Consider the following 12,264-nt stretch of genomic DNA (forward strand, 5'->3'; position numbering starts at 1 on the left):
CAGATCATTCCGACGCCTTGCCAGCGTCGGCCGCAGGTGCCTTCCGGGTGGGCGCCTTGCGCTTCGGCTTGGCGGGCTCCGGCGCCTTCTCGGCAGCGACGGCAGCAGCAACAGCCTCCGCGTCCTTGGCGGGGGCCTTCTCCTCTTCCTCCATGCCCATCTCGGCGATCTCCCGCAGGCGGGCCACCACGCGTGCATTGATGCTGCCCGCCGGGAAGCGGCCCTTCTCGTCCGGCGCACCGGCCGGCTCGCCCACCAGCAGGCTCAGGGCCTCGTCGGCCTGGCGCACGGCGTAGACATGGAACTGGCCCTTGCGCACGGCCTGCACTACCCGTTCGTCGAGCATCAGGTTGGTGACGTTGGCGTGGGGAATGATCACCCCCTGCTCACCCGTCAGCCCCCGGGCCTCGCACAGGCGGAAGAAGCCTTCGATCTTCTCGTTCACCCCGCCCACGGCCTGCACCTCGCCGAACTGGTTGATCGAACCGGTGATGGCGAAGCACTGCTTCAGCGGCGTGCGCGACAGCGCCGAGATCAGCGTGCAGGCCTCGCCCAGGGAGGCGCTGTCGCCGTCTACATAGCCGTAGGACTGCTCCAGCGCGATGCTCGCGGAAATCTCCAGGGGAAACTCCTGGGCGTAGCGGCTGCCCAAGTAGCCGGTGAGGATCATCACCCCCTTGGAGTGGATCGGCTGGCCCAGGTTGACCTCGCGCTCGATGTCGACGATGCCCGAACCACCCGGGTAGACAGTGGCAGAGATCCGCGCCGGCACGCCGAACGCCGAGTCCCCCACCTCCAGCACCGTGAGGCCGTTGCACTTGCCCACGGCCGCGCCCTCGGTGTCGATCAGGATGGTGCCGGCCAGCATGTCGTCGAGGATGCGCGCCGACACCCGCCCGGTGCGCGTGGCCTTGGCCTTCAGCGCCCGCTCCACGTGCTCGGCGTTGGTCACCGGCTCACCGGCCAGCTGACGAAGGAAGTCCGCCTCGCTGTGCAGCTGGAACAGGTCGCCGATCTTCGCCGACAGCCGCCGCTGGTTCTCCGCCAGGCGCACACTGTAGGTCGCCAGGCGCGCCACGGCATCCGCGCTGAGCGGCGCCATGCCTTCCTCGGTGGTGCGGGTCTTCAGCAACTGAGCGAACTGCTCCAGGGTCTCCTCGTTGAAGTCGATCTCTTCATCGAAGTCCACCAGCACCCGGAACATCTCCTGGAAGTCCGGGTCCAGATCCTGCAGCGTGTAATAGAGCTGGCGCGACCCGATGATCACCACCTTCACCTGCAGCGGGATCACCTGGGGCGTCAGGGTCACGGTGGCCAGGCGGCCCAACTCGGCCAGCGGCGACTCCATCTTCAGCTGGCGCGAATGCAGCGCGCGCTTCAGCGCATCCCAGACGAAGGGCTCGCTGAGCATCTTCTCCGCCTCCAGCACCAGGAACCCGCCGTTGGCGCGGTGCAGTGCACCCGGGCGCAGCTGGCGGTAGCTGGTGTAGAGCGCGCCCTGGTCGGTGCCGTACTCGATACGGCCGAACAGGTTGTCGTAGGTCGGGTGCGGCTCGAACACCACCGGTGCCCCGCTGCCATCGGGGTGCCCCACCACCAGGCTGGGGCAGTACTGCTCCTCCAGCATCTCGCGGCGCTGCACGTCCGGCTTGTCGTCCAGCAACTGGTCGACCACGGTCTTCAGCAGGTTCACCTGCATCGCCTGCAGATAAGCCACCACCCCGGCGTTCTCCGCGTATTTCTCCGAGAGCGGCGCCAAGAGCGGCTGCAGCGCCTGGGTGATGGTCTCCTCGTTGAGCTGGCGCAGCTGGTTGCTCGACTCGCGCTTCCATTGCGGCAGGCTGGCCAGCTCCTCGTTGAGGCGCTCCTCCAGCAGCGCGATGTCATCGTGGAAGCGCTCGCGCTCGGCTTCCGGCAACTGGGCGAAGTCCGCCTCGTCCAGCGCCTTGCCATCCTTCATCGGGGTGAAGGCGATGTTCGATGCATCGCGGTACAGCGCCACGTCCTTCTCCAGGGCCAGACGCTCGATCACGTCCAGCGCACGGTCGTAGCGCTGGTTGAAGCCGCGGTCGATGGCGCTCTTCTTCTGCTGGAAGGTGGGCGTCTCGAACACCGCCGGGAAGGTGGCCAGCAGGTTATCCACAAGCTGGCCGATGTCGGCGATGAAGGCGTTCGCCTCGCCTGGCGGCAGGCGCAGCGCGCGGGGCTCGCGGGGCTCGTCGAAATGGTTGACGTAGACCCAGTCCTCCGGGGTCGCCAGGCGCTTGCCCTCGGCCTTGAGGTAGCGCTGCACGAAGGAGAAGCGGCCGGTGCCCGGCTCGCCCATGACGTAGACGTTGTAGCCGGCGCGGGGCATCGCCACGCCGAATTGCAGGGCCTCCACCGCGCGCTCCTGGCCGAGCACGCCACGGAACGGCTCGAGGTCGTCGGTGGTGGTGAAGGAGAACTGACCGGCGTCGAAGCAGCGGGTGAGCGCCTCAGGAGCCAGGCGAAGGGAAGCAGCGAATGGAGCGGGCATCGGGAATCCTTGTGGGCGACGCGGGAGATGGCCGCATTCTGGCGCTCGCCGGAAGCGCGTGGCAAGGCGTTCCGCGTGTGGCGGCGAGCCCCGTCACGGCTTGCGAAAATCCCTCGCCTGACCTTGCTTGACACCCGCCCCGCCCTTCACGAAAGCTCGCCCCCTTCCCCAGGCAAAGCGAGCCGCCCGTTGAAACGGATCCTCCTTCTCCCGCTGCTGCTCACCTGCAATGTCCTGCTGGCCGCCACGCCCATCCCCGTGGAGAGGCTGCAGCGCCTGGCCAACGACCCCTACTGGATCGCACTCGGCCACTACGAGCGCGGCAAGCTGGGCGGCTGGCGCAGCTACGTCGACGACGGGCGCTTCTTCCTCTCGCCTGACGGCGCACACAGCCCGGAAGCGGAACTCGGCGCCACCGTCCAGGCGCTGTACCGTGACCCGGCCCTCGGCGACCGCCACCCCCAGTGCGTCTACCCCGCCCGCACCCGCTGGCTGCGCGAACAGCTGGACCTGCGCGACCTGCCTGCCCCGGCGTGCAGCGAATACCGCCAGTGGTTCCAGGACATCAACCCCCACAGCACCGTGCTGGTGTTCCCGGCGGCCTACCTCAACAGCCCCTCCTCGATGTTCGGCCACACCCTGCTGCGCATCGACCAGAGCGATGTAGACGAGAACAACACCGCCCTGCTCAGCTACGCCCTCAACTTCGGTGCCTTCATCGAAGGCGCCGACAACAGCATCCTCTACGCCTGGAAAGGCCTGATGGGCGGCTACCCCGGGCTCTTCGCCCTGGTCCCCTACCGCGACAAGCTCAAGGAATACAGCCGCCTGGAGAACCGCGACCTGTGGGAGTACCGGCTCAACCTCAGCCCCGAGGAGACCGGGCGCATGGTCGAGCACGTCTGGGAACTGAAGCAGGTGCGCTTCGACTACTTCTTCTTCGACGAGAACTGCTCCTACCGCCTGCTGGAGCTGCTGGAGATCGCCCGCCCCGGCACCGAGCTGACCGAGCAGTTCCCCCTCACCGCCATCCCCACCGACACCGTGCGCGCGGTGAAGAACGCCGGGCTGGTGGACCGCATCGACTTCCGCCCCTCCCGCGAGCGGGAGCTGGCCGCCCGTGCCGAACCGCTGGAGCCCGTGGAACAGCAGTGGGCCCTGCGCCTGGCCGACGACGCCTCATTGCTACAGGCCCCCGAGTTCCAGGCCCTGCCGGCCCCGCGCCGGGCGCTGGTGCAGGATGCCGCCTTCCGCCTGGACCGCTACCGCAGCGCCGGTGAAGAGCGCGACAAGGACCGCGCACGGCGTGGCTTCCAGCTGCTGCAGGCGATCAACCGCAACCCGCCGCCCGCCCTCGACGTGGAACGCCCGGCCCTGCCCGAGGACGGCCACGACTCGCGCACCTGGCAACTGGGCCTGGGCAGCCGCGAAGACCGCGCCTATGCCGAGTACGGCCTGCGCATGGCCTACCACGACCTGCAGGACAACCTGGCGGGCTTCCCCCTCGGGGCCCAGATCGAAATCCTCCAGCTCAAGCTGCGCCAGTACGAGGAGAACCACTGGCAACTGCAGCAGCTGGACTTCGCCACCATCCGCTCGCTGACGCCCCGCACCGCCCTGCTGCAGCCCTGGTCCTGGCAGGTCGCCGGCGGCCTGGAACGGGTGCCCGGCAAGGACGGCGACGAAACCCTGGTGAGCCACCTCAACGGCGGCGCCGGGGCCACCTGGCAACTGGGGGACGATGCGCTCTACTACGCACTGGCCACGGCCCGCGTGGAACACAACCCGGACTTCGCCGCCTTCGTCGCCGGCGCGGGCGGCTTCGACACCGGCCTGCTCTGGCACAACCGCCTCGGCACCCTCAGCCTGGAAGCCACCGGGGACTACTTCCACAACGGCGAAGTGCGCCGCCGGCTGTCACTGGCCCAGCAGTGGGAACTGAGCCAGCAACTGGGCCTGCGTCTGTCGGCGGAGCGCTCGTTCAGCCACCTCGCCGGGGACGACAACCAGGTGATGCTGCAACTGCGCTGGTACCACTACTGAGCGTCCTCGCGCTGGCGCTCCGCGATGCCGCGCGCGGCGAACCAGGCCTGGACCGCGTCCCGCTTGAGCAGGCGGGCGAACACCGGCCCGTTGACCCCGCCGCGGATCAGTTGGCCAAGCTCAATACCTGACGCCTCCAGCCGCTCCAGCAGCGCCGTGTCGTCGGCCTCCACCGCCCGCTCCAGGGCCAGCCGCTGCAGGTCGGGTCGTGCAGCGATGGAGCCAGCTTCCAGCGCCGCCTGCCAATCCAGCACCAGAGCGCCCAGGCAGGCCTTCACCCGCTCGGCCAGGGCCTGGTCGGCGGCATCGCCTTCCTCCAGCGGGATCAGCGCCTCCAGCAGTTCCAGGCCGGAGCCGTCGGCATCCTCCGCCAGCGGGTCGCGCTCGTAGGCCAGCTGGGCGAACAGCCCCTCCAGATCATCGGCCACCCGGGCGAAGGCATCCTCGTGCAGGCGCATCGCCCAGGCCGGCGGCAGGCCCTGGCTCCAGGCGTAGACGCGGCCGAAGTAGTCCCCGGGTTCGACGCAGACATACAGCCGCTCCAGGTACTCGAAGCCGCCGATGGGCAGGAAGTCCAGCCGCCCGTCCCACTCGCGGCCTTCCTCCTCGGCGATCTGCCGGGCCCATTCCTGCTCGTGCTCCAGCCAGCCCCAGAGGTCGTTGTAGCCATCGCTGCCGGGGTAGAACAGCTCCCGCAGCGAATAGGGATGAATGTGGCCCTGGTAATCCACCCGCAGGTCGTAATCCAGCACGCCGCCATAGGCGACGCGCCACAGCCGCACCAGGGTCGGTGGCAGCGGGCGGCCGACGCGGCGCTCCACCTCGGCCAGTTGCTCGTCGGTGACGGGCGGCTGCGCCTGGTGGATCAGCCGCCCGCCGAACAGCACCAGGCCATGCCGGGCCAGGCGCTGGAGGTCTTCCGCGCTGAAGGCGTTCATTCGCACTCCTCCTGCACCGGCTGCGCCACCGCCAGGCGCTCGCGCACCACCATCAACGCAAAGCCCAGCAGGTTGAGCCCGCGCCAGGTAGCCGGCGTACGGGCCGCTACATCCGCCTCGGCCAGGCCGATGCCCCACACCGGGTCCACCGGGCTGGCTTCCACCAGCACCCGACCAGCCGTGGCCAGCAGCACCCGGCGCAGCTCGGCGTTCTGCTCGAACTTGGCCTGGTTGCCTGCCACCACCAGGTCAAAACGGGCGGCCAGCCAGCGAGCCTCATCGAACCCGCGCACCTCCCGCCCGACGGCCTTGGCCTCGGCCGGTGTGCGCGCCGCGAGTACGGCCTGCAATGCGCGCTCATCGCCGAACAGGCGCGCCTTGCCGGCCATCATCCAGTGCTCCGCCGTGGCATAGCGGACGCCATCCAGAACGAAGGGCGACTTGAACCACTGGCTGAAGCAGGCCTTGCCCAACGGCGCGCCCGGTGCCGAGGTATGGCCCCAGAAGTACAGGTAATCGAAGGTGTCACCGGCGGCGCAGCGCTCGCGCAACTGCTCGACGGACAGGGGAAGGCTCATGGGCAGTCCTTGCATGGCGGGTGAAAAAGGCCGACAGGATAGCCGAGCACGCCGGCACCGGCTGTGCCCGGATCGGCACGCTCACCGTGAGCCCGCGCCTTCACGCCCTACCGCGCCAGGTCCTTCCACTCCAGGCCGAACCTGCCCAGGTACTTGCGCAGCCGGTCCGCGTCATTGGGTTGCGCCTTGGCCTGGCGCGACACGTCGTAGAGCAGCCGTCCGGCCTCGGACAGGCTGCTCGCCTCGTGGCACACCGCCACCACCGCTGCCAGTTGCAGGCGGTCGAAGCGGTCCAGCTCGGCCAGACGTTCCCCCAGCAGCGCCGCCAGACCATCGTCCGGACCGGACTCATGGCCCCAGGCGCGGCGCAGCCGGTCGATCTCCTCCTGCACCAGCGCCTCGTCGATGCGGCCGCTGTCGGCCAGGGTCGCCATGCGCGTGATGGACGCCGACAGCTCGCGGAAGTTGCCGCTCCAGCGCGCTTCGGCGGAACAGGCGAATGCCAGGTAGCGACGCCGCGCCTCCAGGTTGAAGCGCACCAGACGCCCCTGGTCGCGGGCGTGGCGTTCCAGCTCGAAGTCGATGTTCGGCTCGATGTCCTCGCGGCGCCCCGCCAGGCCCGGCAGTTCGAAGGTCCAGAGGTTGATGCGGGCGAACAGGTCCTCGCGGAACAGCCCCTCGGCCACCCGCGTGCGCAGGTCGCGGTGGGTGCCGGCGATCAGCAGGAAGTCGCTCTCCACCTCGCGGTCGGCGCCCATGGGGAAGAAGCGCTTCTCCTCGATGGCCTTGAGCAGCATGGCCTGCTCGTCCAGGCCCAGTTCGCCGATCTCGTCGAGGAACAGCATGCCGCCGTCCGCCGCCCGCAGCAGGCCGTCACGGGCGCTCTGCGCGCCGGTGAAGGCGCCCTTGAGGTGGCCGAACAGCGCCGACATGGCACCGTCGCCACGCAGGGTGGCGCAGTTCACCTCGACGAAGCGCCCCGCCACCTGGTGCCTGGCCCGCTTGAGTTCGTACACCCGCCGCGCCAGGAAGGACTTGCCCGCACCGGTGGGGCCGATCAGCAGCATCGGCGCCCGCGAACGCACTGCCACCCGCTCGATCTGCTCGATGCTGCGGTTGAACGCCGGGTTGCGCGTGGCGATGCCCGACTTCAGCAGCTCCAGCCCTTCCAGCTGCTCGCGCTGGAAGCGCGAGGCGATGCGGTCATAACGGGACAGGTCGAGGTCGATCAGCGAATGGGTGCCGATGGCGTGGCGATCCTCCTCACGACGCCGGCCCGGCGAGGTCTGCACCAACCGCGCCGGCAGGTAGCGCGCCTCGGTGAGCAGGAACCAGCAGATCTGCGCCACGTGGGTACCGGTGGTGATGTGCACCAGGTAGTCCTCGTGCTCGGTGTCGAAGCGGTAAGCGCTGACAAAGTCATGCAGCGCGCCATACACCTCCTCGAAGTCCCAGGGGTTGCGCAGCGGCATCTCGTGCAGGCGCACCTCGGTCTGCGGCGACACCTGCTCCACGTCGCCCTTGATGCGCTGGGACAGCCCCAGGTCGCGGGCATCGCTGCCGTGGATCAGCTCCAGCCGGTCCACCAGCAGGTCCGGCTGCTGGCACAGGCCCACAGTGGGGCGCCATTTGTTCCAGCGGTCGGCGCCCTTGCCCATGCGGTCCAGGGTCGCGCCGACGAATCCGATGGCGACGGTCTTGCGGCTCATGTTCATTCCTCCGCAACGGCACTTGCCGCTGGCGACTCGAAGACGATTGAAAGATCGGCAGTTTATCCAAAAAGATAAATTCGTATATCCAGGAATAGGAAAATCATGCAGCAGTCGGCTTGAGATTCTGCACCCGAAAATCTCGAATAAAAATAAAAACCTTAAATATCAATGAATTGAAAAATATTCTCGGCACAAAAAACGAAGTTGGCACGCGCCTCGCTTTATCCCTGTCAACGAAAGGACAACAGAGCGAGACGCCACGATGGCCAACACCGCCCTCTTCAACACCCAGGCAGCCAGCCTGCCGCAGGTGGATGCATACAACCGCAGCAAGGCCGGTGCCTACGCCCTGCAACCGAAGCACAAGCTGGCCCAGCTGGCGATGACCGGTTGCCTGAACCAGACCTTCTACGCCGACGCCCCCGAGCAGCTGGCCGAGGTGCTGGCCCTGGTGGCCCAGCTGGACGCGGCCTTCGTGGCCAAGACCGCCGTGTACGCCCGCCGTGCCGGTCACATGAAGGACATGCCGGCCCTGCTGGTGGCCGCCCTGGCGGCGCAACGCTCCTCCCTGCTGCCGGCGGTTTTCGGCCAGGTGGTGGACAACGGCAAGATGCTGCGCAACGTGGTGCAGATCCTGCGCAGCGGCGTGACCGGTCGCAAATCGCTCGGTACGCAGCCCAAGCGCCTGGTGCAGGCGTGGCTGAACAGCGCCAGCGAGCGCCAGCTGCTGCAGGCCGCGATCGGCAACCAGCCGTCCCTGGCGGACGTGCTGAAGATGGTCCACCCGAAACCGAGCGAAGCCTGGCGCGAAGCCTTCTTCGCCTGGGTACTCGGCAAGCCGGCGGACGCCGACGCGCTGCCGCCGCTGACCCGTGCCCTGCTGGCCTTCCGCAGCGGCGCCAGCGACGAGCTGCCGGACGTGCCCTTCCAGTTGCTGGGCGACCGTCAACTGAGCGCCGCGCAATGGCTGGAACAGGCACAGCGCATGGGCTGGCAGGCCCTTCGGATGAACCTCAACACCCTGGCGCGCCACGGTGTGTTCCAGTTGCCCGACGCGGCCTACACGGTTGCCGCGCGGCTGGCAGACCGGGAAGCGGTGGCCAAGTCACGGGTCTACCCGTACCAGTTGCTGACCGCCTACACGATGGCCGGCAACGACGTACCGGGACCGGTGCGCGAGGCGCTGCAGGACGCCCTGGAACTGTCGCTGGCCAACGTGCCGGCGCTGAGCGGCAACGTGGTGGTGTGCCCGGACGTGTCCGGCTCCATGCAGAGCCCGGCCACCGGCTACCGCCAGGGCGCCACCAGCACGGTGCGCTGCATCGACGTGGCGGCCCTGATGGCGGCGGCGGTGCTGCGCAAGCAGCCGGCGGCGCGGGTGATGCCGTTCGAGAACCAGGTGGTGGACGTGCGCCTCAACCCGCGTGACAGCGTGATGAGCAACGCGCAGAAGCTGGCCTCGATCGGCGGCGGTGGCACCAACTGCTCGGCACCGCTGGCGCAGTTGGTGAAGGAGAAGGCCAAGGTGGACACGCTGATCCTGGTTTCGGACAACGAATCCTGGATCGACGCCAAACGGCGCGGCGCCACCGAAACCATGCTCCAGTGGCAGCAGCTGAAGCGGCTGAACCCGAAGGCGAAGATGATCTGCATCGACATCCAGCCCCACGGCACCACCCAGGCGCAGGAGCAGCAGGACATCCTCAACGTCGGCGGTTTCGGCGATGCGGTATTCGATGTGATCGCCCAGTTCGCCAGTGGCGAATACGGCGCGCGGCACTGGGTCGAGCTGATCGAGGCGACCGAGCTGTAGCGATACGGAGTAATCAAGGGCCCCGCAATGGGGCGGGGCCCGCAATGCGTTGAAGCGCGAGACGGCGAATGCAGCCGGGACTCCATCACCGATGTCCCTGCACACTCTTGTCACCGTATCGCGCGGCACGAATGCAGGCGGCTGTACATCGGTTGAGCCGGTTCGATTCCGGCCCGCGGCAACGCGGAACAGTCACCTTCCCTTGTCGTGCCACCTTGAGTTTTGCGACGAATGCCGGTGGAACTACACCCTCCAACGGTCGAGATGCGGGTTCGAATCCCGTCGGCTCCAATACTGCGGGGCCGTAGTTCAACGGTAGAACACGAAAACGTTTCACCACCACTTGTCGTCGCACCTGTTTCACTACAGCCCGCAAGGGCGCCTCAAAAACGTAGGCGAGGCCGCCAGCGCAAGGCAAAAACAGGCGAAAAAGCGCAGTTTACGCAGTGTAAATGAGCATTTTGAGCCTGTTTTTAACGCCGCGATGGCAACGCAGGTAGTTTTTGAGGTGCCCGCAAGGGCTGGCAGCGAATGCAATGGGCACTACATGTGTCGCGGGTTCGAGCCCCGCCCCGGCAACGGGTAGCTCAGTTGGTAGAGCAATTCATGTCCACATCCCTTGTCGCTGCACCACGGCCGCCCAGGCGGCCAACCGAATTTGCCCGGCGAATGCCGGTGGAACTACAGGACGTCGTGGTTGCGGGTTCGACTCCCGCCGGCTCTCCGGGGCCGTAGCTCAATCGGATAGAGCGCGATGCCGTTTCACCCGACTTGTCGCCGTTTTGAAAGGAAAGAAGGAACCATGGAAAAGCACTACAACCTGCTGGAAGTCACCAACGGCAAGCCGATCAAGCTCTGGACCCAGGGCGTACCGGTGGAGGAGGACGCGCGCAAGCAACTGATCAACACCGCGAAGATGCCCTTCATCTTCAAGCACCTGGCCGTGATGCCGGACGTGCACCTGGGCAAGGGGTCGACCATCGGCAGCGTGATCCCCACCGTCGGCGCCATCATCCCGGCCGCCGTGGGTGTGGATATCGGTTGCGGAATGATCGCCGCGCGCACCTCGCTGACCGCCTCCGACCTGCCGGACAACCTGGCGGGCCTGCGCAGCGCCATCGAGAAGGCCGTGCCCCACGGGCGCAGCGTGTCTCGCGGTGGCCGAGACAAGGGGTCCTGGGAAGACGTGCCGGAGCTGGCGGACCACGCCTGGTCGGCCCTGGCCGGGCGCTTCAAGGTGATCACCGACAAGTACCCGCGCCTGGAGAAGACCAACAACCGCAAGCACCTGGGAACCCTGGGAACCGGCAACCACTTCATCGAGGTCTGCCTGGACGAGGCCCAGCGCGTCTGGTTCATGCTCCACAGCGGATCGCGCGGTGTGGGTAACGCCATCGGCAGCCTGTTCATCGAACTGGCCCAGGCCGATATGCGCCAGCACATCGCCAACCTGCCGGACCGCGACCTGGCCTACTTCGAAGAAGGCAGCCAGCACTTCGACGACTACGTGGAGGCCGTGGGCTGGGCCCAGGACTTCGCCAAGCAGAACCGCGCACTGATGATGCACGCCGTGATCGCGGCGGCGCGTACGGTGATCAAGAAACCCTTCGAGGCCAACCTGGAAGCGGTGAACTGCCACCACAACTACGTGCAGAAGGAGCAGCACTTCGGCCAGGAAGTCCTGGTGACTCGCAAGGGTGCAGTATCAGCGCAGAAGGGCCAGTTGGGCATCATCCCGGGCTCCATGGGTGCGCGCAGCTTCATCGTGCGCGGCCTGGGTAACGAGGAGGCGTTCTGCTCCTGCAGCCACGGCGCCGGCCGCACCATGAGCCGTACCAAGGCGAAGAAGCTGTTCACCGTGGACGACCAGATCCGCGCCACCGCCCATGTGGAATGCCGCAAGGACGAGGACGTGATCGACGAAATCCCCATGGCCTACAAGGACATCGACGCCGTGATGCACGCCCAGCGCGAGCTGGTGGAAGTGGTGCACACCCTGCGTCAGGTGGTCTGCGTGAAAGGATGAAAAACGATCGGCGTTGCCCCGCCAACGCCTTTCGACCCTGAGGGAGAGCGGCTGATGCTGCAGAAACTGGAAAACCGCCGGGTCACCGAATTGCGGGCCCGGCTCGACGAAGCCGGCAGCGTCTTCGATTTCGTCGTGCTGAGCCTGGATGCCACCGCCAGCCCCGGCGAGGCCGAGCACCGCGATGCGCTGCGGGTGCTGTTCGAGGCTATCGACGAACGCACCCAGGTCTGGCGGCGAAAGCTGGTGGAACAACACCCGCGGTACGCCAACCACCCGTGGCCGGACCTGAGCCCCGACCTGGCACAGGCCCGCCCGCAAGCCCTGGACAGCGCACGGATCGCCGAACTGTCCCGTGAGAACGGCCCCCTGCACCGCGCCCTGGTCGACCCGCCCTACGGCACCCCGTTGCAGGCAGCGGACTTCCAGGAGTGGCGCGACGTATTGCGCCTCTATCCGGACGAAGGCCTGCAGGTGCTGGACTGGGTCGGCAACGCCGACCGCGAGCCCCAGCGCAGCACCTGGAGCCGCTACTTCGATGACGGCAAGGAATGGTGGGGCATCTGGTGCCTCACCCTGTACAACCCGAGACGACGAACACTCAGCGCGCTGGCCGCCAGCGCCACCGATTGAAGC

The 12,264-nt window shown here is 67.4% G+C and carries 8 protein-coding genes; 4 read left to right on the forward strand and 4 right to left on the reverse strand.

Annotation, left to right across the window (positions count from 1 at the left end):
• Nucleotides 1–4 precede the first annotated feature (4 nt).
• Nucleotides 5–2,518 carry a Lon protease family protein gene (locus tag SZ55_RS19915; RefSeq protein ID WP_044410424.1) on the reverse strand — a complete coding sequence of 838 codons (2,514 nt, stop codon included), beginning with the start codon at nt 2,516–2,518 and terminating at the stop codon, nt 5–7.
• Between the two features lie 189 nt (nt 2,519–2,707).
• Between SZ55_RS19915 and SZ55_RS19920 the strand changes: the two genes are divergently transcribed.
• Complete coding sequence (locus SZ55_RS19920; protein WP_044410427.1) at nt 2,708–4,561, forward strand: Lnb N-terminal periplasmic domain-containing protein; 1,854 nt, start codon at nt 2,708–2,710, stop codon at nt 4,559–4,561.
• Here SZ55_RS19920 and SZ55_RS19925 read toward each other — a convergent pair.
• The 3 genes from SZ55_RS19925 to rtcR form a co-directional block, all read right to left on the reverse strand.
• Nucleotides 4,555–5,499 (reverse strand): SMI1/KNR4 family protein, encoded by a 945-nt coding sequence (locus tag SZ55_RS19925; RefSeq protein WP_052807635.1) that lies wholly within the window; start codon nt 5,497–5,499, stop codon nt 4,555–4,557. The genes SZ55_RS19920 and SZ55_RS19925 overlap by 7 nt on opposite strands.
• Nucleotides 5,496–6,077 carry an NADAR family protein gene (locus SZ55_RS19930; RefSeq protein WP_044410430.1) on the reverse strand — a complete coding sequence of 194 codons (582 nt, stop codon included), beginning with the start codon at nt 6,075–6,077 and terminating at the stop codon, nt 5,496–5,498. Before SZ55_RS19930 ends, SZ55_RS19925 begins: the two co-directional genes overlap by 4 nt.
• A gap of 107 nt (nt 6,078–6,184) precedes the next feature.
• Nucleotides 6,185–7,786, reverse strand: coding sequence for an RNA repair transcriptional activator RtcR (gene rtcR, locus SZ55_RS19935; protein ID WP_044410433.1), 1,602 nt, complete (start codon nt 7,784–7,786; stop codon nt 6,185–6,187).
• A 265-nt stretch (nt 7,787–8,051) separates the two neighbouring features.
• Here rtcR and SZ55_RS19940 point away from each other — a divergent pair, with 265 nt between their 5' ends.
• The 3 genes from SZ55_RS19940 to SZ55_RS19950 all read left to right on the forward strand — a co-directional run bounded on the left by SZ55_RS19940 (nt 8,052) and on the right by SZ55_RS19950 (nt 12,261).
• Nucleotides 8,052–9,602: a TROVE domain-containing protein gene (locus SZ55_RS19940; protein WP_044410436.1), complete on the forward strand. Its 1,551-nt coding sequence runs from the start codon at nt 8,052–8,054 to the stop codon at nt 9,600–9,602.
• An 802-nt stretch (nt 9,603–10,404) separates the two neighbouring features.
• Nucleotides 10,405–11,628, forward strand: coding sequence for an RtcB family protein (locus tag SZ55_RS19945; protein ID WP_044410438.1), 1,224 nt, complete (start codon nt 10,405–10,407; stop codon nt 11,626–11,628).
• A 54-nt stretch (nt 11,629–11,682) separates the two neighbouring features.
• Nucleotides 11,683–12,261 carry a hypothetical protein gene (locus tag SZ55_RS19950; protein ID WP_044410441.1) on the forward strand — a complete coding sequence of 193 codons (579 nt, stop codon included), beginning with the start codon at nt 11,683–11,685 and terminating at the stop codon, nt 12,259–12,261.
• Nucleotides 12,262–12,264: the final 3 nt, after the last annotated feature.

It is taken from the genome of Pseudomonas sp. FeS53a (assembly GCF_000931385.1).
GTDB classification, from domain to species: Bacteria; Pseudomonadota; Gammaproteobacteria; order Pseudomonadales; family Pseudomonadaceae; genus Metapseudomonas; species Metapseudomonas otitidis.

Excerpts from the sequence above, each read along its gene's own strand:
- SZ55_RS19915 (WP_044410424.1), bottom strand. The coding sequence starts at position 2,518 with ATGCCCGCTCCATTCGCTGCTTCCCTTCGCCTGGCTCCTGAGGCGCTC.
- SZ55_RS19925 (WP_052807635.1), bottom strand. The coding sequence starts at position 5,499 with ATGAACGCCTTCAGCGCGGAAGACCTCCAGCGCCTGGCCCGGCATGGC.
- SZ55_RS19930 (WP_044410430.1), bottom strand. The coding sequence starts at position 6,077 with ATGAGCCTTCCCCTGTCCGTCGAGCAGTTGCGCGAGCGCTGCGCCGCC.
- rtcR (WP_044410433.1), bottom strand. The coding sequence starts at position 7,786 with ATGAGCCGCAAGACCGTCGCCATCGGATTCGTCGGCGCGACCCTGGAC.
- SZ55_RS19940 (WP_044410436.1), top strand. The coding sequence starts at position 8,052 with ATGGCCAACACCGCCCTCTTCAACACCCAGGCAGCCAGCCTGCCGCAG.
- SZ55_RS19945 (WP_044410438.1), top strand. The coding sequence starts at position 10,405 with ATGGAAAAGCACTACAACCTGCTGGAAGTCACCAACGGCAAGCCGATC.
- SZ55_RS19950 (WP_044410441.1), top strand. The coding sequence starts at position 11,683 with ATGCTGCAGAAACTGGAAAACCGCCGGGTCACCGAATTGCGGGCCCGG.